This window comes from Planococcus rifietoensis (assembly GCF_001465795.2).
In the GTDB taxonomy this organism is placed as follows: domain Bacteria; phylum Bacillota; class Bacilli; order Bacillales_A; family Planococcaceae; genus Planococcus; species Planococcus rifietoensis.
Map to the genome: position 1 here is coordinate 2277506 of NZ_CP013659.2, position 21228 is coordinate 2298733.

The 21228-nt window shown below is 47.7% G+C and carries 30 protein-coding genes and 1 other annotated feature; of the genes, 10 read left to right on the plus strand and 20 right to left on the minus strand.

What is annotated here, in order from left to right; all coding sequences use genetic code 11:
* Window positions 1-106 precede the first annotated feature (106 nt).
* The 3 genes from AUC31_RS11315 to AUC31_RS11325 all read left to right on the plus strand — a co-directional run bounded on the left by AUC31_RS11315 (window position 107) and on the right by AUC31_RS11325 (window position 2001).
* The gene (locus tag AUC31_RS11315) at window positions 107-793 is read left to right on the plus strand and encodes a Na-translocating system protein MpsC family protein (RefSeq protein ID WP_058383093.1); all 687 of its coding nucleotides are present in this window, start codon (window positions 107-109) and stop codon (window positions 791-793) included.
* 406 nt (window positions 794-1199) lie between these two features.
* Entirely contained in the window at window positions 1200-1562 is a 363-nt protein-coding gene (locus AUC31_RS11320) for a GNAT family N-acetyltransferase (RefSeq protein WP_058383092.1), read from the plus strand.
* A gap of 43 nt (window positions 1563-1605) precedes the next feature.
* Entirely contained in the window at window positions 1606-2001 is a 396-nt protein-coding gene (locus AUC31_RS11325; RefSeq protein ID WP_058383091.1) for a hypothetical protein, read from the plus strand.
* Between the two features lie 172 nt (window positions 2002-2173).
* Here the strand turns inward: AUC31_RS11325 and AUC31_RS11330 are convergent, their stop codons facing one another.
* Together AUC31_RS11330 and AUC31_RS11335 are read right to left on the minus strand one after the other, a co-directional pair.
* Window positions 2174-2680, minus strand: coding sequence for a GNAT family N-acetyltransferase (locus AUC31_RS11330; protein WP_058383090.1), 507 nt, complete (start codon window positions 2678-2680; stop codon window positions 2174-2176).
* A 127-nt stretch (window positions 2681-2807) separates the two neighbouring features.
* Window positions 2808-3386 (minus strand): kinase, encoded by a 579-nt coding sequence (locus AUC31_RS11335; protein ID WP_058383089.1) that lies wholly within the window; start codon window positions 3384-3386, stop codon window positions 2808-2810.
* Between the two features lie 106 nt (window positions 3387-3492).
* Between AUC31_RS11335 and AUC31_RS11340 the strand changes: the two genes are divergently transcribed.
* On the plus strand, window positions 3493-3870 hold the full coding sequence (locus AUC31_RS11340; protein ID WP_058383088.1) for a VOC family protein: 378 nt from the start codon (window positions 3493-3495) through the stop codon (window positions 3868-3870).
* A gap of 52 nt (window positions 3871-3922) precedes the next feature.
* Here AUC31_RS11340 and AUC31_RS11345 read toward each other — a convergent pair whose 3' ends face one another.
* The 9 genes from AUC31_RS11345 to AUC31_RS11380 form a co-directional block, all read right to left on the minus strand.
* A complete protein-coding gene (locus tag AUC31_RS11345; RefSeq protein ID WP_058383087.1) occupies window positions 3923-4426 on the minus strand; it encodes a peroxiredoxin family protein in 504 nt (167 codons plus the stop codon).
* Window positions 4427-4492: 66 nt separating this feature from the next.
* Window positions 4493-5158 (minus strand): haloacid dehalogenase type II, encoded by a 666-nt coding sequence (locus AUC31_RS11350; RefSeq protein WP_058383086.1) that lies wholly within the window; start codon window positions 5156-5158, stop codon window positions 4493-4495.
* A gap of 153 nt (window positions 5159-5311) precedes the next feature.
* Window positions 5312-5539 (minus strand): YhfM domain-containing protein, encoded by a 228-nt coding sequence (locus AUC31_RS11355; RefSeq protein ID WP_058383085.1) that lies wholly within the window; start codon window positions 5537-5539, stop codon window positions 5312-5314.
* 9 nt (window positions 5540-5548) lie between these two features.
* Window positions 5549-5722, minus strand: a complete 174-nt coding sequence (locus AUC31_RS17740; protein WP_157073494.1) for a hypothetical protein — start codon at window positions 5720-5722, stop codon at window positions 5549-5551.
* Window positions 5719-6288 (minus strand): AAA family ATPase, encoded by a 570-nt coding sequence (locus AUC31_RS11360; protein ID WP_058383084.1) that lies wholly within the window; start codon window positions 6286-6288, stop codon window positions 5719-5721. Before AUC31_RS11360 ends, AUC31_RS17740 begins: the two co-directional genes overlap by 4 nt.
* A gap of 36 nt (window positions 6289-6324) precedes the next feature.
* Window positions 6325-6741: an NUDIX hydrolase gene (locus tag AUC31_RS11365; RefSeq protein WP_058383083.1), complete on the minus strand. Its 417-nt coding sequence runs from the start codon at window positions 6739-6741 to the stop codon at window positions 6325-6327.
* A gap of 27 nt (window positions 6742-6768) precedes the next feature.
* Window positions 6769-7215 carry an NUDIX domain-containing protein gene (locus AUC31_RS11370; protein ID WP_058383082.1) on the minus strand — a complete coding sequence of 149 codons (447 nt, stop codon included), beginning with the start codon at window positions 7213-7215 and terminating at the stop codon, window positions 6769-6771.
* Between the two features lie 43 nt (window positions 7216-7258).
* Complete coding sequence (locus AUC31_RS11375) at window positions 7259-7633, minus strand: hypothetical protein (RefSeq protein ID WP_058383081.1); 375 nt, start codon at window positions 7631-7633, stop codon at window positions 7259-7261.
* 22 nt (window positions 7634-7655) lie between these two features.
* Complete coding sequence (locus AUC31_RS11380) at window positions 7656-8366, minus strand: alpha/beta fold hydrolase (RefSeq protein WP_058383080.1); 711 nt, start codon at window positions 8364-8366, stop codon at window positions 7656-7658.
* 549 nt (window positions 8367-8915) lie between these two features.
* Here AUC31_RS11380 and AUC31_RS11385 point away from each other — a divergent pair.
* Window positions 8916-9452, plus strand: a complete 537-nt coding sequence (locus tag AUC31_RS11385; protein ID WP_058383079.1) for a hypothetical protein — start codon at window positions 8916-8918, stop codon at window positions 9450-9452.
* Here the strand turns inward: AUC31_RS11385 and AUC31_RS11390 are convergent.
* Window positions 9433-10266, minus strand: coding sequence for a DUF4037 domain-containing protein (locus tag AUC31_RS11390; RefSeq protein WP_058383078.1), 834 nt, complete (start codon window positions 10264-10266; stop codon window positions 9433-9435). The two genes, AUC31_RS11385 and AUC31_RS11390, sit on opposite strands and share 20 nt — an antisense overlap.
* 160 nt (window positions 10267-10426) lie before the next feature.
* Complete coding sequence (locus tag AUC31_RS11395) at window positions 10427-12502, minus strand: copper-translocating P-type ATPase (RefSeq protein WP_058383077.1); 2076 nt, start codon at window positions 12500-12502, stop codon at window positions 10427-10429.
* Window positions 12503-12714: 212 nt separating this feature from the next.
* On the opposite strand from AUC31_RS11395, the gene AUC31_RS11400 reads away from it, so the two are divergent.
* Entirely contained in the window at window positions 12715-13047 is a 333-nt protein-coding gene (locus AUC31_RS11400) for a four-helix bundle copper-binding protein (RefSeq protein WP_058383076.1), read from the plus strand.
* Between the two features lie 47 nt (window positions 13048-13094).
* Here AUC31_RS11400 and AUC31_RS11405 read toward each other — a convergent pair whose 3' ends face one another.
* On the minus strand, window positions 13095-13772 hold the full coding sequence (locus AUC31_RS11405) for a response regulator transcription factor (RefSeq protein ID WP_058383075.1): 678 nt from the start codon (window positions 13770-13772) through the stop codon (window positions 13095-13097).
* Complete coding sequence (locus tag AUC31_RS11410) at window positions 13765-15153, minus strand: sensor histidine kinase (protein WP_058383074.1); 1389 nt, start codon at window positions 15151-15153, stop codon at window positions 13765-13767. The genes AUC31_RS11405 and AUC31_RS11410 overlap by 8 nt, the downstream gene beginning before the upstream one ends.
* Window positions 15154-15483: 330 nt before the next feature.
* Between AUC31_RS11410 and AUC31_RS11415 the strand changes: the two genes are divergently transcribed.
* Both AUC31_RS11415 and AUC31_RS11420 read left to right on the plus strand, forming a co-directional pair.
* Entirely contained in the window at window positions 15484-16116 is a 633-nt protein-coding gene (locus AUC31_RS11415) for a YdhK family protein (RefSeq protein ID WP_058383073.1), read from the plus strand.
* A gap of 35 nt (window positions 16117-16151) precedes the next feature.
* Window positions 16152-16604, plus strand: a complete 453-nt coding sequence (locus AUC31_RS11420) for a DUF305 domain-containing protein (protein WP_058383072.1) — start codon at window positions 16152-16154, stop codon at window positions 16602-16604.
* A gap of 46 nt (window positions 16605-16650) precedes the next feature.
* Here the strand turns inward: AUC31_RS11420 and AUC31_RS11425 are convergent, their stop codons facing one another.
* Together AUC31_RS11425 and AUC31_RS11430 are read right to left on the minus strand one after the other, a co-directional pair.
* Window positions 16651-17907 carry an MFS transporter gene (locus AUC31_RS11425; RefSeq protein ID WP_058383071.1) on the minus strand — a complete coding sequence of 419 codons (1257 nt, stop codon included), beginning with the start codon at window positions 17905-17907 and terminating at the stop codon, window positions 16651-16653.
* A 62-nt stretch (window positions 17908-17969) separates the two neighbouring features.
* Window positions 17970-18213, minus strand: a binding site (T-box leader).
* Window positions 18214-18286: 73 nt separating this feature from the next.
* A complete protein-coding gene (locus AUC31_RS11430) occupies window positions 18287-18586 on the minus strand; it encodes a hypothetical protein (RefSeq protein WP_157073495.1) in 300 nt (99 codons plus the stop codon).
* Between the two features lie 428 nt (window positions 18587-19014).
* Here AUC31_RS11430 and AUC31_RS11435 point away from each other — a divergent pair, with 428 nt between their 5' ends.
* Both AUC31_RS11435 and AUC31_RS11440 read left to right on the plus strand, forming a co-directional pair.
* Window positions 19015-19230: a DUF6366 family protein gene (locus AUC31_RS11435; RefSeq protein WP_058383069.1), complete on the plus strand. Its 216-nt coding sequence runs from the start codon at window positions 19015-19017 to the stop codon at window positions 19228-19230.
* A 52-nt stretch (window positions 19231-19282) separates the two neighbouring features.
* Entirely contained in the window at window positions 19283-19747 is a 465-nt protein-coding gene (locus AUC31_RS11440) for a hypothetical protein (RefSeq protein WP_058383068.1), read from the plus strand.
* A 76-nt stretch (window positions 19748-19823) separates the two neighbouring features.
* On the opposite strand, the gene AUC31_RS11445 is transcribed toward AUC31_RS11440, so the two are convergent.
* The 3 genes from AUC31_RS11445 to AUC31_RS11455 form a co-directional block, all read right to left on the minus strand.
* The gene (locus tag AUC31_RS11445; protein WP_058383067.1) at window positions 19824-20195 is read right to left on the minus strand and encodes a hypothetical protein; all 372 of its coding nucleotides are present in this window, start codon (window positions 20193-20195) and stop codon (window positions 19824-19826) included.
* Between the two features lie 433 nt (window positions 20196-20628).
* Window positions 20629-21009: a membrane lipoprotein lipid attachment site-containing protein gene (locus tag AUC31_RS11450; RefSeq protein WP_058383066.1), complete on the minus strand. Its 381-nt coding sequence runs from the start codon at window positions 21007-21009 to the stop codon at window positions 20629-20631.
* Between the two features lie 24 nt (window positions 21010-21033).
* The gene (locus tag AUC31_RS11455) at window positions 21034-21225 is read right to left on the minus strand and encodes a hypothetical protein (protein WP_058383065.1); all 192 of its coding nucleotides are present in this window, start codon (window positions 21223-21225) and stop codon (window positions 21034-21036) included.
* Between the last annotated feature and the right edge of the window lie 3 nt (window positions 21226-21228).

Consider the following 21228-nt stretch of genomic DNA (forward strand, 5'->3'; position numbering starts at 1 on the left):
CCCAGTAGTTTATTGAATTGGTCTCATAAGGTATCTATTTGTGCTAAAGCCCTGTACACTTGCCCAAATGGAATGGATAGCTTCTTCCGTTTAGAGGAGAGAGCACATGACTCAAGAAAAAACGGTCGAATCCATCATCAGCGGTTTCACTGTATCCATCTTGCGGGAGCATTTCGGCAAAGGGCCAAGCTCAGTGTATGTGACCATCTACAAATCATTCGTCTGCATTCAGATCCGGGATTTCCTGGCGCCGATAGAGAGAATCCTATTGGATCAGAATGAAAAGAACCGTGTGTTGAAAACCAGGGATTTATTGATGGTTGAATTAATGGCCGAATTCAAGAGGAATTTCTGGAAGCAAGCCGACCTCAATGTCATGGAGTTGTATGCCGATTGGAATTTGGACGATCATTCCGGCATGATTCTGGGGGTATTGGAAGAACCAAAATCGCATAAACTCAGGTGGCCGGAAGAAGTGGACGAAACGGAACTCCGGAAAGAAGTGATCCGTTTAAGCATCGCCGGACAGAAAGAACCGGAAGAAACCAATTTCTTTTGGCTGAACGACCGGACACTGCTCATTGAACGAATCGGCATTTTTACTTTGCTGGAGAAAGAACTGATCAAAAATGAATTTCAGGAAGCCTTGAAACTGGCAAAACGACCGCTGGAGTATATGTTATTTGCAGAATCGGAAGTGCCCGCAATCGTCAACCGCCCGTTAATCGGCAGTTATGTTGACTGGGACTTTGAAGAAGATAAAGGCTACGCGCTACTGGCCTTTAAAAAATAAGCCTAGCTTCACTCCCCCGGACCTGTCGTGGCAACGCGACAGCCCGGGGGGTTATCGTGACAATGGCTGTTCATCCCCGCCGCCTAAGCAGGCGCTGTTGATTTGTGATGCGAAAGCTATTTTTTCTAAACTTTAGGTAAATTTTCATAACAAGCGTTTCTTTCTAACTATTTTCTAAATAGTCAGTTTACTTAATGAAATAAATTGGGTATGGTGTAATTGTACAAGTTATCAATGAACGCAAAGCAACTGCCTTTTTCATTTTAAAGGCCAACCCAATAATGAATCGGTCGTATACACCAGACACCAGTGCTGGAGGTAGCGCCAAAAAGAATGTTCTATTCTTTTTGGCGCTTTTTTAATGGCCTTTTCATCGATGAAGCATATTTGAGAAGGAGGGATTTGAATGATGATTGAATACGAACCACGCCACCGGGAGGCTGTACTGCGCTTGCTTTCCCATCTACCCACAGCCCAGCAAGGAGTTTCAGTCCAGCAAATACTCAGCGCCTACGAAAGACAACCGGAGCGCCGATTGTATCTATGGGAGGAAAATGAAAAAGTGGTTGGAGTGATCGGCATCCACATACAGAAACAAACCTTTGCTGTGCAGCACATCGCCGTTCACCCTTCCTTCCGCAATCGAGGAATCGGCAGTGCCTTGATTCAAGCCGTACAGGAAGAATACGTATCACAAGCAATGTGCTCAACTCAAGAAACCAAAGATTTTCTGGACAGATGCTGGCACAAGCAATCTCAATTTAGTTGATTTCCATAAGTCGCGCCGAATACTGGCAGAAAGGACGATCGACATGGAGACGTTAACAGCAAGTGCAGCGGAAAAGGTCAAATCCTATTTGGATGCTGAAGTGGAAATTGCTGCAGGCCAGACAGTCGTTAAAAAATCCCGTGAAATGAAAATTTTTCGGGAGCAGCAATGCTTTACGTGCATCATCGAGCACGATATCTCGTTTGAGAAAGTGAACGCTGACGGCACGGCGTTGAACCGCGCAGAGATTTTTCTATTGCCTGAAGAGTATCCTTCTTTCCTGTTTGCCTGGAATGATTTCCACATTCCCTTGCCGACCGATTATCGCCAGTGGCAACAGGTCAATCCGCATATTGTCAGTGTCTGCATGGAGTCGGTCGAAGCGCCAGAAGATTTTGCCGCGCGCTTGGCCGCTGCCTTCAATGCCTTGGAAGCGTGACTTCTCATCGAATAGAAGCATGTTCTAGAACTCCCTTTCACTGCTTTGGCGACACTTCGGCCTAGGGTGGCCCCCGGCTGAATTTATATAAAGCGACTCCCAAATCAAGCACATCATGCTTGTTCCGGGAGTCGCTGTTTTGTTGGTTCAAATTCAATTTGTGGCGTACGCATCACACGTCGCGTTCATAGCGAAGCGATTTGTAGTTGTCGCTTTCCGGCATCCCGTAAGCCGCTTCTTCGTATTGAAACTCAAAGCCGCGCGCTTCGTAAAATGGGATCGCCATGCCGTTGCCTTTTGCGACCGCCACCCATTGCGTTCTGGCGCCACGTGCTTTTTGGTCTTGTGTGATCGCTTCAAGGAGCTTCGTGCCGATGCCTTGGTATTTGCGATCCGGATCCAAATAAAGAACGAAGATTTCCGCTACGGTTGCACCGGTGAAACCGCCGCCGCCCGCACCGATGACTTCTCCGTTCTCCACGGCCACAAACCAGCCGTTCCATTCCTGATTAGTGTTTTCGATTTCACCCATAATGCGCGGCTCGTTATAAAATTTCTCGATGATGCGTTCGATTTCGTCGTGTGGCAATAAATCACGATAAGTGCTGCGGTAGCCGGCTGTGCAGACTCTTTTAATGCCCGCTGCGTCTTGTGCTTGTGCTTTACGGATTTCCATTATGTAATTGCCTCCTTATCCGAATAAATAGTACAAGATAAGTCCGGTGATGATGCCAAGCGTAAAGAATAGAATGAGTTTTGGTGTTTTTCTCATGGGTCTCCTCCTTTGTTCGTTAATTGCTGATGAGCTAATCAGCGCCAGCTTCGGGGTGGATTTCCTTCAAGTAGTAATCTTCCGCTTTCCAATAGCGTTGCTCGAATTTCTTCCACTGTTTTTGCGTTTCGGTATTTTCTCTGCGGAACCGTTTTTCGCGTGGGCTGTCGACATAGCAAAGGAAATCAAAATAAGCACGCCATTCTTTTCTCTGCAGAAAAACACCTTCTATGATGATAAGGCTATTTTCGGGGAGGTAAATGCTTTCTGCCCGATGCTGATCGCTTGTTTCATCGTATACCTCCACAGAGAGTTTACTCGCTGTTTTCAATGGCGCAAGCAAATGTTCTGCCAACTGTTCCAGGTCCCATTGCAGTTTGTAGTATTCTCTCCAGGACTCGATACCGGTTTCATAACGGCGGTTTCTTTCCACGATATAATCATCCAAATGAAGGAGAACAACCGGCACTCCCTTTTCTACGTAATGACTACATAAAAAGTTTCCTATAGTCGTTTTTCCGGACCGGCTTAATCCGTCGATTCCGATAATAACGCGCTCGCCATCCGACGGCACAGGAATCACATCGTTTAGTTTTTGAAGTTCGGTTTCCATGTCTTTTCCTCCATTGATAAAGTCTGTTATTTCAAAAGGATTTATCGTAATTAACAAGAATTATACCTTAACAGTTAGACCATTCAGAATAGAAGGAGGAACATCAATGATTTCAAAAATCGGGCAGGTCATGGTGTATGTGCGCGACCAGGAAGCGGCGGTCACGTTTTGGACAGAGAAGATGGGCTTTACGGTTCTCGGTGACAAAGAGAACGAAGGCATGCGGTGGATAGAAATTGCGCCTAGTGAAGACGCAGGAACGAGCATCGTCTTGCACGACAAGAACTTGCTTGAACAGATGGATACGGGCTTGAATTTGGAGGCTCCGTCGCTATTGTTTTACGCGAATGATTTCGAGCAATTTCGCAACGGACTAGCCGAAAAAGGCGTCACGGTCGGCGATATCGTCGAGATGCCGACAGGCCGGACCTTCAATTTCGCGGATGCAGAAGACAATTATTTCGCGGTGTTGGAGTCGAATTGAGCCATGAAAAAAAGAGCTTGGAGGGTATTCTCCAAGCTCTTTGTATGCTGTCTTATTTTAAGTTTTTACGGATGTACGCAGCGATTTTGCGCAATTCTTTTGCGTGCGGACGGCCGAATGGGCTCGTTTGCTGCTGCTGGTACATGACCTTGCCTTCTTCATCGAGCAAGTAATACGCCGGCTCGCCGTGAATGCCGTGGTCTTCGTACAATGCATCTTCTCCGTGATGGTAGACACCGTATTGTTTCAGGATGTCTTCAGTCGCATCGGCCAAGATTGGCGAGGTCAAGCCGTGTTTTTCTTTCATTTCATTGAGATCTTGCTGATTGTCTGTGGACAAGAACGTGAAATGGATGTCCTTGCCTTCGAAATACGATAGGCTGTCTTGGATTTCCTGCAATTCTTCGTTGCATACTGGGCACCATGAGCCTCTGAAGAAAATGACAAAGCGCCAGCCTGGACGTTCGGATAAGTCCTGTTGCAATGAGTAATCTCCGCCTTCAGCGCGCGGCAATGAGAATGATGGGGCTAAATCCCCTAATTGTAGTCTATTCATGTGAATGCCTCCTCTTATATATAAGTAGTTTACCCGGAATAATAAGCTTTAACCTTTTTCACCGTTCTATTTCCATTTCAATAAGCCGTTCAAGTCCGAAAATACATAATCCGGCTCTAAGCCGAGCTGTTCGACCGGCGCCTCTTTGCGGTTGATCCACGCGGTCTGGAAACCGAAATTCTTCGCTCCTGAAATGTCCCAGCCGTTTGAAGACATGAACAAAACTTCGTCGCGCTCGATGTTCAATTGGTCCAAGACGTATTGATAAGCGGCCGGTGCCGGCTTGAACTGCTTGATCTCATCGACGCTGACGGCTTTGTCGAGCAAGTCCTTAATGCCTGCATTTTCGATCAGGGGATCGAGCATATCGTGCGAGCCGTTTGAGAACACGACGAGCTGATGATCCTGCAGTTGTTTCAATACCGCTTCTGATTCCTCATAGAGCGGCAAATGCAAATAGGCGTCCATCAATTGCTGCTCGATGTCATCTGTTGATTCGAGCCCCTCGTCTTCAAGGGCGTATTTCAAGGCGCTGCGGGTGACAGCGTATAGCGTATCGTATTTCCCCATCAGTTGGCGCATCATGAAATATTCGACTTGCTTCTTGCGCCACGTCTGGCTAATCGCTTCGCCGTGCCCGGGAAACACTTCTTCGCATTGCTCTTTGATGGCGATAACGTCGAACAATGTGCCGTACACATCGAAGACGAACGCTTTGATTGGTTGGTCCATATGATCGTCCTCCTTTAATTTCGCTGACGAATTCTACTGCTTTTCCTTGTATCCCCTTTTAGGCAGAAAAATAACGGCATTAAAAAAAGCATCTTCTGTGAGATGCCGTGGGAGTGTATTTAGTTGTCTCGATTGTTATCGCACTCAAGAGTATTAATGAATTATAAAATTCTCCGCTGAAAGAAAGCTGTAGAGCTGCTCGGCATGTTTTTCTTCCATTGTGTAGAGTGTATGGGTGTCTGCTTCATCCATGACGGATCCGTAATCTGCCGACACCCATAAGTAAAATTCTTTTTCACCGAATTCTACTTTGAAATCCGGGTCCACTACATCGGCGACGCCTGAGACTTTTTCCGCACGCGAAATGGCTTCGGCAAACAACTCGATCGTTTATTCATCCGTCACTTCGACTCGCGAGTTTTCTTTCACTTCCCCGAAACTCTTCATTTGATGCAAGACGATCTTATCGACGGATTGTTGTTCGGCGTTAAGTAATCCGTTCTGGCAGGCTGATAAAACAACTAGCATGACCAGGAGCATGCCGATGATTTGCAGTTTTCTCACGAGCCGTTCCCCCTAGAAGCTATGATTATGATGTCGGAAATGGCGGCTTCCACTTGCTGTTCATTTGCCACGTGAATCAGATAATCTGCTTCGTCTGGCGTGGGTGTGACGCCGGGGTTATCGATGGATTCAGCTTGTTGACGCTTGAGGACATCATGAAACGAAGAAACGGTGCGCAAGATGGATGTGTCTCGCCCAGACTGATCAATTCTCGTTTCCAACAACTCGTCTGCCATGTCAAAGTTTACTAAGATAGTCGTAAAGCCTTTCGATCGGTAAAAATCCAACAGCTTCAAACGGCCTTGCCGGTTGCGATTGGCGTTGCACGAAATGACGTGGCAATCGGTTTGATCGACCGCATGATCGACGATGGTCTGAGTCAGGGCATACTTGATCGCATTCGCCCCCTCTTTCGGGACGAGCACCGGATAATAAGTTTTCAAGATTTCTGCATGATTGTCCTGGTCGACGACGATGGCATTGGCAAGCTGTCGCTCGAGTGCTTTGGCGAATGTCGTTTTGCCACTATGGGTTTTGCCGACCGTGATGACCGCTACTCTGTTCACATGTGCAACTCCGTTCATATGGTCTGTGAAAATGGATTACTGGATAGCCGCCGCGCGATTCATGAACGCAACAAGATGTTCTTGATCTTCCGGGTAATCGTGAAGTAGTTCTTTCAGTTCAGCCTCTGTTTTCCACGTGATTTCGTCGATTTCGTTGTCGGGATCCCGGAAACAAATATCGCCTGAAATGACATCGCATAGAAAATAATGGCTGGTGACTTCGTAATTGCCGATTTGCACATGTTTCGTATGAAGCTGTTGCTTCACCTCAATGCGAAAGCCGGTTTCTTCCCACACTTCCCTCACGCACGCTTGTTGCGGGGATTCGCCCATTTCGATTTCTCCGGAAGGGATGCTCCATTTACCGGATGCCTTCGATTTCACCATGAGGATTTTACCTTGGTCGATCACTACTCCAGCTGCGCCTTGCCAAACTTTTTTAATGTCTTCCACAGATTCCCCCCCTAACACTTTAATGCCTTAAATATAATCGAGAATTTTAATATCCATCTCATCCAGGACCCCGATGTCCTCTTTTGTATCCCATAACTTCATTTCCGTCGTTTCGTCGTTTGGCATAAAGGGCTGTAGCTTCTCTACTGTTCCAAGAAAAACTGGATTGTATTTGATTTCCCGGGTGTCAGTATGCTGTAGCTTGAGCAAGCCTTTGAATTCCAAGTCTTCAACCAACTGGCCGGATTCTTCGTATAATTCCCTGACGGCACATTCTTTCGACGTCTCTCCGTCTTCTCTCCTGCCAGCCGGCAGTTCCCATTGCTCGCGCCATTTGTTGTAAACCATCAAATTTTTGCCGCCGCATTTGATGACTGCAAAAGAACCAGCAATTGTCTCGAACTGATGGATCTCGTGCTCCTCCATAAATAGAAAGTCCAGAAATTGAAAGCCATGGCTTCTTGTCGTGTTCATCGGTTACTCTCCTCCGTCGTGTATGCTTACAAGCCATATAACTTTATTGTTCTGTAGTCAACGCGAATTCCTCTACTTGCCCGTCCCATTTGATCTCCACATCCAGCTGTTCATCTTGTTGAATGACCGCACAGCCTTCGCAGGCGCTTTTGCCGACCAGCACTTCGCCTTCATCAACCGAGACATTTCCGCTCGATGCGCCGGCAGTCGATTCAATGGAATAGATAATGGTTTCAGGGGGCGGTTCTTCGCCGGTGTAGACAATTTTTCCAGTCGCTTCCTTGCTGTCTTGCGAAGTCGCGTCTACGGTATAGAAGACATCCCAATTGTCGCCGCTTCCTTTGAAGTTGTAACGGTCGGCCTCCGAACAGCCGCTAACAATGAGCAGTATAGCCAAAAGTGAACCAAGTTTTTTCATGAGATGCAAACCCCTCTCTTGATTAGTCGACGTGGCTTAGGAACAGTTCCAATGTTTTCGCATGTAATTCCGCTTGTTCGGCATGGACCAGATGAGACGCGAACGGTATAACCGACACCCGGACATGGTCATGCTTAGCAGGATAATAAAGGACGCCTTTCGTTTCGTTCGGGTTGCCTTCCCCTGTGATGTAGAGAATCGGTGAATCAATGTCCGACAAGTCGTTCGTTTCTTCGAATGGGTACCAGTCTTCATTCTGTCCCATTTCGATGAACTTCCGCCAATCGCCTTTATGCAGTTGATTGAAATACGTAATGGCTTCCTCGTATTGAAAAATCTGCTGCTGGTTTTGGGTCTCTTGTTCGCGCAATTGCTCCCAATTGTCTGGCTTTTCCGCCGTCACCCCAGAAATCGTCAGGCTTTTCACTTTTGCTGGAAACCGTTTGGCAAAGAAAATTCCTGACAGTGCCCCAAGCGATGCGCCGACAATATGGGCCGATTCAATCCCTAGATGTTCAAGCGTTTCTGCTACATCCTTGGCACAGTCTTCAAAGAAATCAGTCACGTCCTCGCTGACGGAATTCCCGTGCCCGCGAAGGTCCGGCACGATGACCTGAAACTGCTCCTTAAAATAATTGCGCTGGTATTCAAAATCGGTAAGCCCGGTCTGCAGCCCGCTATGCAGGAATACAATCGGTTCCCCTTTGCCGAAACTTTCGCTGTGTAAAATCATTTTATCGCCCCTTGTCTGTACATCCATTCGCGCCATCACTAATCTTCTAAAATTAGATAATATTGAAAATATGGTTATTTCTAGTGTAACGCACTTTCGCAGATTATTCAGTACAAAGGGTCAGGTTTTTGTCATCTTGAGTGGTATAATAGAATCAACCATCGATCAGAACACCCATGCCTAACGCCAGGATGCAGATATGCAATTCGATTCAGCCTCCTCACCGCTTGTTACATAAAACTTGAGGAGGGGTTCCCCATGAAGCGCCACGTATTTGTGCTGTTTCTGGCCGGTGTGCTATTGCTCGCAGGATGCGGCGATCAGGACAAAAAGCCGCAATACGAAGCGACGGAACCGGTGATTGCCGCTGGTGCTTGAGACTGGATGGCACAAGAGTCTCATTTGTGCCATTCAACGCTAAGGAGGGACAAAGCGGCTGCTTTGTCCCTTTTTATAATTAAAAGCTAATTATCCCGTGCCTCATTGCAGTCTAATTTTTCATAGTGCCAAGGACTCCGACTTGTTACAATGATTACAGGGGGAATCCACATGTACAAATATCTCTTATACATACCGGTCTTTGCCATATTGGCGTTTGTCATATGGGCTAGTTCATGGGGGATCGGAATAAAAATCACCTTCAGCGTGGTTATTTTGATTTTCATTCTAACGATCAACAAATTCCTATCTACAAAGAGCACGGTATTCCGAAAAGTCACAGCAGCGTTCTACGCTTCACTTTGTCCGATTGCTTTTCTGTTGCTTATGGATAGCTACCTGGACACTGACTACAACGGCGTGGATTTTGCAGATTTATATTTCCTTGCTGCCTTGTTCTTGATTTTCCTGTTTGGATCCATCGTTTACGGTGTACCAGCTTCCTTGATTTCCGATTTCGCAACTTCCGATGTGAAGCGCTATCGCTTTCCACTTGCGTTCCTCATCCATCTTGGATTCGCTTTATTTTCCTATTTGTTCCTTGGGCAGCTCATGTATTTCGCGTTATTAGTGGCCGTCTTGTTTTTCTTGTTTGATGAGTTTTTGCGAAAAAGGGAGATAAGACGTTCTAACGAGTTTTCGGCCTGACAAACGAGGCTTTACGGGCAACGCTGGAAATATCTATCTGCGGAAGTTCTTGATGAACCAACCCAAAGATTTCTTCAATGAGCGCCTCCAGTTCTTTGGTGGCATCCGACGGCTCTTGAAAAAACACCGATTCCAAACGGGCGGTACAATTATCCGGTTTGATTTCCATTAAAGCGAGTGAATTGCGTTGCCATTTAAACGCCGGATGGGGAATGTATTGGCGATTCAAGCCGAACAGCAGCCCCATAATATTCGTTTGGACGGAGACGACCACTTTATAGAACATGAGCCAATCCTTCCGGTGAACGAGCGCTTCCCGGTTGTTCCAACGGCTCCCGAAGTCGCTAAAATGCTTAATCACTTTTTCCTGCAATTCAAGCGGATAATGCTCGACTTGTTTTTTCAGCTGCTCGATCACCGCTTCCCCATATAGTGGGATGCCGTGTTGTACTGCAGCTGCAATGCATTGCATGTCTGGGTTGACGTCGAATTTCCGGGTTACTTGATGGATGGTTTGCCGAATCGTTTCAGTGAGAAAACTGCTGATTTCAAATTTCACGCCGTCTACTGTGTAGGTTTCAGCCCACTCTTCCTCTTCATATGGATGAAAATCCAATAGTTTGCCGTCCAGTTGATGGATGATTTGTTTACGTTCTTCGTCGGATGGCACTTGCTTCCAAAAAATGAGCAATTCAATATCCGAGAATTCGTCCTGCCAACCCCTCGATACCGATCCAGCCAGCATGACCGCTTCTATATTAGGGATATGCGCGTACTGCTCAGCAGCTCGCACCGCTAGTTTTTTGAGTTCCATTCCATCTCTCTCCGTTCGTTCTGACTTTGGCGATCGGTCAGGTCTTATTAGCTTTACTATATATTTTTCTTTCCGTATTTCCTATCCCTAATACATATCAAACAGAAACAAAGCGTCCATTCAATATGAGTGGACGCTCTGTTTTGTGTGGCTATTCATTTTAAGCCTTCAGCAGTTTCGCATTGATCGCGACGATGACCGTACTCAAGCTCATGAACACGGCGCCGACTGCGGGGCTGACGATGATGCCCCATGGTGCCAGAACGCCGGCTGCCAGCGGAATCGCAAAAATATTATAGCCGGTCGCCCACCACAAGTTCTGGATCATTTTGCGGTAGGTCTTTTTCGACAGATCGATAAGCGCGACAACATCGTTCGGGTTGCTTTTGACGAGCACAACGTCTGCTGTTTCCATCGCAACATCCGTCCCCGCGCCGATTGCAATGCCGAGGTCTGCTGTTGCGAGTGCCGGGGCATCGTTTACGCCGTCTCCGGTCATAGCGACGCGCCAGCCTTTGTCTTTGATTTTCTTGATTTGATTCGCTTTGTCATCCGGCAGCACTTCCGCGTACACTTCCTCAATGCCGAGTTGCGCGGCGACCCAGTTCGCGACTTTTTGGTTATCGCCTGTCAGCATGATCGAGTGGATGCCTTTTTCCTTCAAAGCCGTAACCGCTTGTTTCGCCGTGTCGCGTACCATATCAGCAAGCGCGATCATGCCCGCTAGCTTGTCATCCGCCAGGACAAAGACGACCGTTTTGCCTTGTTCCGACAAGGTATTGAAGGTGTGTTCGTCGTAAACCAAATTCTCTCCCTTGATATAGCCAGGGCTGACGGCGTTTATTTGCACACCGTCCACTTGCCCTTGTATGCCTTTACCGGTAATTGATTCAAAATCGGTGACTTTGCCGATCGCCAGGCTGCGCTCTTTTGCCGATTGGACGATTCCCGTCGCAATCGGATGTTCCGAGTTCTGTTCAATCGCTGCGGCGAGCTGCAATACTTGTTCTTCGCTGTAGCCATCGCTGGCGACGATGTCGGTGACCCCAAACTCACCTTTTGTCAGGGTTCCTGTTTTATCGAAGACGACGGCGTTCAAATTGCGCGCACCTTCGAAATCGGCGCGGTTGCGGATCAACAAACCTTGCTTCGCTGAAATCGATGTCGAGACCGCGACGACGAGCGGTGCTGCAAGTCCGAGTGCGTGCGGGCAAGTGATGACCATGACCGTCACCATGCGTTCGATGGCGATATCAAAGGAGTAGCCGAGTGCAAGCCAGGCGAACAGCGTGGCGAATCCGGCAACGAGCGCCAAATAAAACAGCCATTTCGCAGCGCGGTTCGTTAAATCCTGCGTTCTGGATTTTGATTCCTGGGCTTCCTTCACCATCGTGATGACTTGGGACAAATACGAATCTTCCCCGGTCTTCTCGACTTCCACGACGAGCGAACCTTCTTTATTAACCGAGCCGCCGATGACCGCATCGCCGTCTTCTTTTTCAATCGGAATCGATTCACCCGTCAGCATCGATTCATCGACTGCGGAATGGCCTTCGACGATGACGCCATCAACTGGAATCTTCTCGCCCGGCTTGACCAATACCCAATCCTTGTTGCGGATTTCGGACAAAGGCACGTCCTCGACTTGTTTATCTTCATCCAAACGATGCGCTTCATTGGGCATTAATTTGACGAGCTGCTCGAGCGCGTTCGACGCCCCCATGATGGAGCGCATTTCAATCCAGTGTCCAAGCAGCATAATAGTGACAAGCGTCGCGAGCTCCCAGTACAGCTGATTGCCGTCCCAGCCGAACACGACCAGCGTGCTATAGCTATAGGCAATGGTAATCGCGAGCGCAATCAAGGTCATCATACCCGGCGCTTTGTCTTTCAGTTCAGCGATGCCGCCCACGAGAAACGGCCAGCCGCCGTAGAAAAAGACAATTGATGATAAGGCGAACAACACATACATATCATTGCCGAAGCGCCAATCGACGCCCATGAAATGCTGGATCATCGGTGAAATCGCAAGGATCGGGAGGGTCAGGATCAGCGAGATGAAAAAGCGCTTCTTGAAATCTTCCACCATGTCTTCATGTCCGCCGTGCCCGTGATGGCCGTGTCCGCCTCCGTGATCTTCCGAATCATGCCCGTTATGCCCATGTTCTGTGTGCACATGTTCTTCTTGCACGGTCGAATCATCTTCATGCGGTTTCGTTTCGTCATGTTTCGCCATTAGCTTTCACCTCTCGAATCGTTTTTCGGTTCTCTTTCCTACATTATAGGCACCAATTATCGAGAAATTATCGAGAACCATGAAGCATCCGATATTCGGAATTTGTGCAGTTTCTATGGAATTTTCGTGGAGTTCAATGCATTCCGTTTACTTCCAGTTCGAGCGGGAAATTTCCTTACTGACAAGTTAAATTTAATGAGGAGGTTTTTGGAATGGCTCACGAACAACACCAACAATTGCTCGAAACGCTGCACGATTGCATGGCGGCGTGCAATCATTGCTTCGATGCTTGCCTACAGGAAGACGATGTCAAGATGATGGCGGGATGCATCCGTTTGGACCGGGAATGCGCAGATATGTGCGCGTATCTGGAACAGGCGATTACACGCAATTCACCATTTGTTTCCCAACTCGCCAAAGTATGTGCAGAAATCTGCCAGGCTTGCGGCGACGAATGCCAAAAACACGCCGATATGCACGACCATTGCAAACACTGTGCAGAAGCTTGCCACAAATGCGCAGAAGCGTGCCGTTCAATCGCATAAGTCAGAGAGAGCCAGCTGGAAATTTTCCGGCTGGCTCTTTTGTGCGTTTATTCGGCTTCGTTCAACCATTTATAGCCGACGCCCCAAACGGTCAGGAAATGCTTATCGACAGGAAAGCCGGATTGGCGGATTTTCTCCCGGACGTTGCGGACGTGCGAATCGATCGTGCGCCCTTCCGTTTCTGAGTCATAGCCCCAAATGAGCAAAATCAATTGGTCACGCGAAAACACTTTGCCGGGATTTTTCACTAATTGCCCGACCATGAAGAATTCTTTCGGTGTCAGTTTGATCGGCGTGCCCAAATAGCTCAGCTCAAAGCGTTCTTCGTTCCATTTCAAGCCGCCTACTTCGATGATGTTTTTCGGCGCCTGCCGCCTGAGCAGTGCTTCGATGCGTGCGAGCAATTCTTCTTCGTTGAACGGCTTGGTGATGTAATCATCCGCACCGAGCTTGAGCCCTTTGACGATGTCTTCTTGCTGCTCACGCGCCGTCAGCATGATGATCGGCACATCGGAGAAACTGCGGATTTTCGCACATAGCTCAAAGCCGCTCATCTCGGGCATCATGATGTCGAGCAGGACGATATCGAACGCCTGCGTCTCCAAATAACGCAGCGCTTCCCGCGGCCCTTGGGCTTTCGTGCATTGATACTGATGAGGCTTTAAATACAAGGACAATAAATCGAGCATGCGCTGCTCGTCGTCAATCAATAAAATTTTATGCAAGTCCGTTCCCCCTCTTCAAGGTAATCGTAAGCGTCGTTCCTTGTTGTGCTGCAGAATTGATGTGGATTTGGCCCCCGTGCGATTCTACCAGTTCTTTGGCGATCGCGAGCCCAAGCCCGCTGCCGCCAGACTGCCGGGATCTGGATTTGTCGACGCGGTACAAGCGCTCGAAAACAAACGGCAAATCTTCTGGAGGGATGCCTTCGCCTTGGTCAGTGACGCTGATGGTGATCGATTCTTCGTCTTGTTGCCCGCGCAATGTCACGATGGTGTTCGGCTCGGAATGCTTGCGTGCATTGTCGAGAATGTTGAGCAGCACTTGCTGGAAGCGCGCCGGGTCGATCCACGCAGTGATTTCCGGATCGCATTCGACCGATATCGTGATGTTCTTATCATTGAACGCTGGGCGCACGAGCGCTGCGACCGAATGGCATAGCGCATCGATTGGCACTTGTTCTTTCTGGATAGAGAACTGGTTATGGTCGAGCTGTGCCAATTCGAATAATTGCTTGATGAGCTTCGTCAAATGACCGGTTTCCTCGCGGATGATCGCCAGGTACTCTTCCCGCTCTTGTTCCGTCAGCCCGGGCCGGCTCGCGATATCGGCGTAACCTTTCATATAGGTGAGCGGCGTGCGCAATTCATGGGAGATGCTCGCGAGAAAATCGTTGCGCTCTTGCTTGAGCCGGTCCAAATCATCGGACAAATGGGTGATGGCATTGGCCAGTTCGCCCAGTTCGTCATTGCGCTCGATATGAAGCGCCACGTCGCTTTGCCCTTTGCCCAGTTTCTCCGTCGCTTCTTTCATGCGAATGAGCGGCAAGGTGATAAAGCGCGACAACAGGAAAATGGTGATGACCGTTAGCAGCACCGAGATCAAGCCGCCGAGCAGGAATTGATTTCTCATGCGGTCGACCATTGCTTTGATGTGATTGGTCTCGGCGAACATGAAGACATGGCCCCGGTGCTCGCCGCCGATGGTGATCGGGCTGTCGGTTGCGATAAAGCGCTCGTCCTGCCAATTGTCCTCAAGGATCTCACCTTGTTCCGGCACCTGTTCGATGTCGGTATGGCCGAGCACGTCGAGCATTTCCGGTTCGATCCGGTCGGAATGGGTCAATTCATTGCCGGTTTCATCGGTGATGATGACAATGAAGTCCGACGACGATTCCATCATCGCGACGTGGGATAAAGTCGATTCGTTGAAACTGTCCTCGAGCACGTCACTATGGGTATTGCCCCGCGCGAGAAGATTCGACATCACTTCGTCGACGCGTTCGTTGACGTAGGTGATGTAGAGCGTCGAAAACAAGAACAATTCGATACTGACGATAAAGACGAAAAATAATAGGCCGATTTTTAATGCCAGTCGATTGAACATAAACTCCCTCTTTCAGCGTATCAGCTTGAATTTTGTCAGGCTTGCGCTTTCATGTTGTGCTTAATTTCTAGCTACGCGTTCCTTTGTCCTGCACTCGATAAAGACAAAGACGTTCTACTATTCAGTGTACCGGATAAGTTTCGAGTTTTTGTGCATATTCGGTAAAAGCTGCTTGCTTCTGTCACAGAAAACTAAATAATGTGCAGAAAGATAAATTGTCACGTTTCCTGCACACATTATGCAGAACTTCGGGGTAGCTTAACCATATAGCGTGCTTCACTATTTGTTTGACGGCAACTACGCATACAACTAAGAAAAGAGGGGTAGAAAATGATTAAAGATAAGATGATGATGGGTGCGCTGTCGATTGTGGCTGCTTTGGCGCTTGGTGCGTGCAACGCAGATCCGTCACCGGCTGACGCGCCGATGGATATGGACGAGCAGATGGACGAAAACATGGGAGAGAACTCCGATGAGATGAACGACCAAATGGACGAGAATATGGATGATGAAGATGGCCATATGATGAACCATTCCGGCTCCGGCGAAGTTCCGGATGACTTAGAGGAAGCTCAAGATCCTAAGTACGCTGTCGGAACGCAAGCGATCATCACGACCGATCATATGAGCGGGATGAAGGACGCTGAGGCGACGATTGTCGGCGCTTATGACACTACCGTCTATGCGGTGAGCTATACGCCTGAGGGCGGTGGTGATCCGGTTGAAGACCACAAATGGGTCATCCACGAAGAATTGGACGATGCACCTGAAGAACCTTATGCAGCTGGAGATGAAGTGGTGCTTGATGCCGACCATATGGAAGGCATGGACGGCGCTTCTGCGACCATCGATTCTGCCGAAGAGACGACTGTTTACATGATTGATTTCACTACAACAGATACCGAAGAAGAAGTGACCAACCATAAATGGGTCACAGAAGATGAATTAGCACCTGTTGAGTAACACATAATCAAAAAATCATAAAGGAGAGAGAGATGATGAACAATTATTTAAAATTCGGAATCATGATCGGGACATCCACATTTATTATGTACTGGCTGATGTATTTGAATGTCTTTGAATTTGCGCATGTCAGCTATAGTGAAACACGACTGTACATGGCGTTGATTATGGGCTCTGTGATGGCGATCGTCATGTTGCTGTTTATGTGGCCGATGTACAAGAATAAGAAAGCGAATGCCGGAATCCTTGCCGGCAGTGCGCTGATTTTCGCCTTATCGCTTTACCTCGTACGCAGCCAAGTACTCATTGAAGACACTGGCTGGATGAAAGCGATGATCCCCCACCACTCGATCGCGATATTAACGAGTGAACGCGCGAACATTTCAGACCCGCGCGTAAGACAGCTGGCGGACGAAATTATCGAAGCCCAGCGCAAGGAAATCGCGGAGATGGAACAATTGATCGAGGACTTGGAGAATGAAGAATAACCATATAGCGAAAGGCTTGCCGAAAATCCGGCAAGCCTTTTCTTTTTTATGCGATTGGCGTTTTGCCTTCTAAAGCTGCTTCAGCCAAGCCGCTTTCTTTGGATTGTCTGAAACTTACCAATAACAGCAGGACCGAGATGCCGAGCATGACTGCAGTCGAAGCGATAACGACTGGCTGCACGGTCACCAGTTCTGACGCAACCCCAATGATTGCGGTCGTCACAATGATGAGCAAAGCTTCAAAAATCCCATAGACGCTGACGGTCCTGCCCATGACTTCGACCGGGATATTGTATTGCGTGAAGGTGTGGAAACCGGTGTTGGCAAACGCAAGCGAAAACGCCAGGATGAAGAATCCGATTGCTGCTGCGGCAAACGAACTCGAAAACGCATAGACGAGATACCCGAGTGACACCATCACCGACCCGCCGCCAATCAAAGCGGCGACTGTCAATTTTTTCGTGAACACGGTGTTAACAATGGCCCCGAAAATGATGCCAGCACCCGCGACGCTCACAAGAAATCCGTATTCGCCGTCTGTCAGGCCGAGCACCCGCTTCGAGAACGTCGCTTCCTGCGAATCGATGGCGGTGGCCATGACCATCATGCAGCTGAACAGAAAGAAGACCGTCATGACAAGAACGTGGCGTTTGCTGAAGGCAATGACGATTCTCCAATCGAGGCGGATTATTTCCCAGGACATACGCGTTGGAATGTCCGTAGCAGCCGTTTTTTTATTGAGCTTCGGCATGGTACTCAAGATGAGCGCGGAGATGATGAGCGCAATGGCATTCAAATAAATGGCCGTCACCGGCGTGCCCATCATGAACAAGACACCAGCAACTGCCGGGCCGATCAGGAAGGCGCCCGAATCGATCAGGCTGCGGAAAGCGTTGAAGCGCTGGCGGTTTTTCTCCGGAATCAGTTTAGTGATATAGCTCATCGAGGCAGGTTCAAACATCGAGCCCGCCATATTGATGAGCAGCACGAATGCGTAAATGAGCCATAAAGAGGAAGCGAACGGCAAGCATGCGATGAGCACGGCACGCAGCACATCGAGCGTGATCATCAAATTGCGTTGGTTCGTCCGGTCGATGACGCTGCCGGACCAAAAGTTCGTCAATAATGTCGCAGCCGGCTTGACGATGTAGAGCCCCGCGACTGCAAGTGCTGATCCAGTCATATCGAGCACGATCAAGTTCAAGGCGATCAAGTACACCCATGCCCCGAAGTTCGCGATGCCGATTCCCGTTAATAATATGGCGGGTTTCCGCCACTCCTTTTTGTTTCCTATCTTTTTCATCTCCGCCACCGCTTCCTTTTTCTTTTGGGCAAAGAAAAAAATCCCGCTCCCAAGACAATTGTCTTGGGGACGAGATTCCGGTCGTGGTGCCACCCCTGTTCGCCCATATGTCGCCATATGCGCCTCATTCGGTACACTGGATCTATACCTGAGCTCTGTAACGGGAGCAGACGCCGCATCATCCCCATCCGGTTCCGACGCGGTGCTCAGAGGCTTGCTTCACCGAAATCCTTTTGCTCCGTTTCACCACCCCGGAGCTCTCTGGGAAAAGGAATTGCCAGCTACTATTCTCTTCATCGCACTGAATTTTGATTTTTATTAGATTACCACGTGGCGCTAACATTGGTACATAATAAGTTTCTGTTAATTCCACCAACATTCACTCAACCGTTATGCGGGATGCGAGAAAATAAGGAATATCAGGCGTGGTATCAAACGGGGTCACGTTGACGCGATCGCCTTCTTCCAGCTCCTCGAATGAGCTGATGGCTCCGCTGAATTCGGTATGGTCGGTGAGAAAAATCTCTTGCGTCGGATCTTGTCGTGAATCATCCGACCTGACCTCAACTATAAAGCTTGCCTCTTTCTTTTCAGCTACTGTTCCTTCCAACCTTCCGCAGCCTGTTAAAAACACCAATGAAATGATCAGTAAGCTAAGCAACTTCTTTATTGTTCTCACTCCCATCCCCGAATTTCTTAATGGCTTACTCTTTAAAGCCATCTATCGTTTTCTTAATTGCTTTAATCACGAAATAAACGAGCGCGATGGTTAGAAGAAGCATGACGAGTATTGCAACTGGCCCCATAATCTTGCCCCCTTTATTCGAATTCAATTTATATGGATTATATGGAAAATATTGATAAATAAATCCTATCATATATAATCAGGGCAGAACATAGTTAATCATGAGCAATTCCTTCTCAAAGGAATAACTGGAATTCTGGAATATTTTGGAGCTAATGCAGTATAGTTAACTGAAAACATTTTAAGACATTGAGTGAAAAGATAGAGAGTGAACCGTTTCATGCGCCTTTTTTTGGGAAAATCGTTAAGTAACATGCATTTGTACTGGATTCACAAAAATTTAGAGTCAAGGAGGAATTATAATGTCCAACAACAATAAACCAGAAGACCAGCGCGACCGCCTGCAATTGAAAGACCAAAAAGATCACGCAGGCAGCAATGTCAACGACTCGACCAACCGCGCACAAAGCGGAATGCCGGATACGCGCGGCATGGGATTGAAAGAAATCGGCGGGGTCATCTTGCTGCTGGTGATCTTGGTGATAGCTTATGGTTTGTATCAAATGTTTTTCGGTTGAGACGGCCGTTTAGCGGAAGGGATTGGGGAAGTTGAATAAGAAGGTTTTGATCGTGGTATTAACGTTAATGGTGTTTGTGGCTTTAGTCGGCGGGACGCTGATTTTTTTGAAAAGCAACCCGCCTCTTGAAATAAATATGCAAGCCTCTAATGAAAACCAACATTTTGCCGTAGTCGGTTTTGGCAACGAGGGATGGGGAGATATCCGCGTGACGAATGTGGCAGTGAATAATTATGAAGATCCACAAGATAGCAAAATTCAAGTAAGCAACGAAGTACAAGGACTAATTCATACAGACGATTTTCAGTCCGAAGCGGCGCAGGCCTATCGCTTCCTCAATTTCGATGAAGTAACCATCCAAAAAGATACTTCTCCGCCTCACAATGCCAATAGCGCTTCCAAAGATGAAGAGATTTACGGGCTAAACGTGATTCACAATGAAGAAATCCGGACCATACATATCCAATATAGCTATTTTGGCATCACCTTATTTGAAGAAGTGGAAATATCTTTCTGAGAAGGAACGATAAAAGCGACACAGCTGTTTGAATCTGCTGCGTCGCTTTTATCTATCTTTATTCAGATTCTCACCCTTACTCTTCCAATAGAACGATCCGGTCCGCGACGACGCCTGCCAGATCGGGGCCTTCTTCAAATTTCCAGACCACTACTTTATCCCCCGCCTTGAATGCTCCCTCGAACCTTGTCCCATTCGAAAAGAAAGTAGCCATCGGGAGTTCATAGCTTTGATAGTCGATTTCAAGCGCTTCTTGCTTGGTGATGCCTTCGACGACCATCATGACTCGATCATCTTCAATCACCTCGATGATATGGCCAGTGACCACTGGCGCATCTGCTATCAATTCTGTTGCCGGGTAAGGAGAATTGCCGACATCAGGTTCATCCGAGCAGGCGGATAGGGAGAGCACAGCGCTTGCGATTGCTATGTATTTTAGAATTCTCAATTGCCCTCCTCCTTGATAGCTTTAATTTCGGTTCATATCGAAGTAACCACAGTTCTTCCAGGATTCATTCCAAAGTAATTTTTCTTATGCTATGCTTGTCTTATTAACAATTAATTGGAAATGAATGAATCTGAATATCTGTAGAGAAAAATATAACTAAAAAGGGGATTTTACAATGACTTCTGTGTTCCTGACTGGAGTGTTCAGTTTAATATTCAGCTGGGTTTTACCGATTGCCATCATTGTTGCATTGGTAGTGCTATTCAAAAAGGTAAATCGGTTAGAAAAAAAGCTCGATAAGTGAGCCGTTTAAGAAGATTTCATCAATTGCAGCTTATGTTGAATTGTTTATGTACTAGTTGCATGCGGTCGGTTTAAAGTTTCAAAAGGATCGGTTACTTTCCAACCTTTTATTACGACCACGCGTCTCCGTTTAAGATTCTTCCTCATCCAAATGGAATGTTTCTGATGTACCATCCCATTTGATCTCGACTTTAATTTTCGTATGCTCTTGAATGATTCCGCAATCCACGCAATTTGTGTTTTGCAGTGTTGCTTTTCCATCTGTCACAGGGATACCGGTCGCCGATTGGCTTTGAGTGACCGTACTCATTGAGTACTCGATTCTCTCCGGTGCTGTTTCTGGCCCTATATAATTCAGCAGCCCCTCAACTTGCTGGCTGCCGCTTTGTGACTCGACTACTTTATATGTCATACTCCAGCTCCCACTGTTTCCTGAATAGCGGTGCTGCTCTCCTTCAATACATCCACTTAACAACACAGCTGCGAATAAAATTGTGATCAGTTTCTTCATCAGCTTTGCCTCCCTATTCGGTTGCTACTCCTCTTTCTGCTCAATCCGCCAAACGATAAACTTCACAAGCTCAGCGGCAAAAAAGAAGCCGAGCACCCAGAGGAGTAGGCCGTCTGCTGCCCCGTTCGTAAAGACCTTGGCAACGATAAACCCGATAATGACAGCGGCGAGGAATGATAAATGGTAGGCTTTATTTTCTTTTAAGTATTCTCTCATCCC

What these genes read in the sequence shown, in the direction of transcription:
- AUC31_RS11315 (WP_058383093.1), top strand. Translation starts at nt 107, where the DNA reads ATGACTCAAGAAAAAACGGTCGAATCCATCATCAGCGGTTTCACTGTA.
- AUC31_RS11320 (WP_058383092.1), top strand. Translation starts at nt 1,200, where the DNA reads ATGATGATTGAATACGAACCACGCCACCGGGAGGCTGTACTGCGCTTG.
- AUC31_RS11325 (WP_058383091.1), top strand. Translation starts at nt 1,606, where the DNA reads ATGGAGACGTTAACAGCAAGTGCAGCGGAAAAGGTCAAATCCTATTTG.
- AUC31_RS11335 (WP_058383089.1), bottom strand. Translation starts at nt 3,386, where the DNA reads ATGGAAACCGAACTTCAAAAACTAAACGATGTGATTCCTGTGCCGTCG.
- AUC31_RS11340 (WP_058383088.1), top strand. Translation starts at nt 3,493, where the DNA reads ATGATTTCAAAAATCGGGCAGGTCATGGTGTATGTGCGCGACCAGGAA.
- AUC31_RS11345 (WP_058383087.1), bottom strand. Translation starts at nt 4,426, where the DNA reads ATGAATAGACTACAATTAGGGGATTTAGCCCCATCATTCTCATTGCCG.
- AUC31_RS11350 (WP_058383086.1), bottom strand. Translation starts at nt 5,158, where the DNA reads ATGGACCAACCAATCAAAGCGTTCGTCTTCGATGTGTACGGCACATTG.
- AUC31_RS11370 (WP_058383082.1), bottom strand. Translation starts at nt 7,215, where the DNA reads ATGAACACGACAAGAAGCCATGGCTTTCAATTTCTGGACTTTCTATTT.
- AUC31_RS11375 (WP_058383081.1), bottom strand. Translation starts at nt 7,633, where the DNA reads ATGAAAAAACTTGGTTCACTTTTGGCTATACTGCTCATTGTTAGCGGC.
- AUC31_RS11380 (WP_058383080.1), bottom strand. Translation starts at nt 8,366, where the DNA reads ATGATTTTACACAGCGAAAGTTTCGGCAAAGGGGAACCGATTGTATTC.
- AUC31_RS11385 (WP_058383079.1), top strand. Translation starts at nt 8,916, where the DNA reads ATGTACAAATATCTCTTATACATACCGGTCTTTGCCATATTGGCGTTT.
- AUC31_RS11390 (WP_058383078.1), bottom strand. Translation starts at nt 10,266, where the DNA reads ATGGAACTCAAAAAACTAGCGGTGCGAGCTGCTGAGCAGTACGCGCAT.
- AUC31_RS11395 (WP_058383077.1), bottom strand. Translation starts at nt 12,502, where the DNA reads ATGGCGAAACATGACGAAACGAAACCGCATGAAGATGATTCGACCGTG.
- AUC31_RS11400 (WP_058383076.1), top strand. Translation starts at nt 12,715, where the DNA reads ATGGCTCACGAACAACACCAACAATTGCTCGAAACGCTGCACGATTGC.
- AUC31_RS11410 (WP_058383074.1), bottom strand. Translation starts at nt 15,153, where the DNA reads ATGTTCAATCGACTGGCATTAAAAATCGGCCTATTATTTTTCGTCTTT.
- AUC31_RS11415 (WP_058383073.1), top strand. Translation starts at nt 15,484, where the DNA reads ATGATTAAAGATAAGATGATGATGGGTGCGCTGTCGATTGTGGCTGCT.
- AUC31_RS11420 (WP_058383072.1), top strand. Translation starts at nt 16,152, where the DNA reads ATGAACAATTATTTAAAATTCGGAATCATGATCGGGACATCCACATTT.
- AUC31_RS11425 (WP_058383071.1), bottom strand. Translation starts at nt 17,907, where the DNA reads ATGAAAAAGATAGGAAACAAAAAGGAGTGGCGGAAACCCGCCATATTA.
- AUC31_RS11435 (WP_058383069.1), top strand. Translation starts at nt 19,015, where the DNA reads ATGTCCAACAACAATAAACCAGAAGACCAGCGCGACCGCCTGCAATTG.
- AUC31_RS11450 (WP_058383066.1), bottom strand. Translation starts at nt 21,009, where the DNA reads ATGAAGAAACTGATCACAATTTTATTCGCAGCTGTGTTGTTAAGTGGA.
- AUC31_RS11455 (WP_058383065.1), bottom strand. Translation starts at nt 21,225, where the DNA reads ATGAGAGAATACTTAAAAGAAAATAAAGCCTACCATTTATCATTCCTC.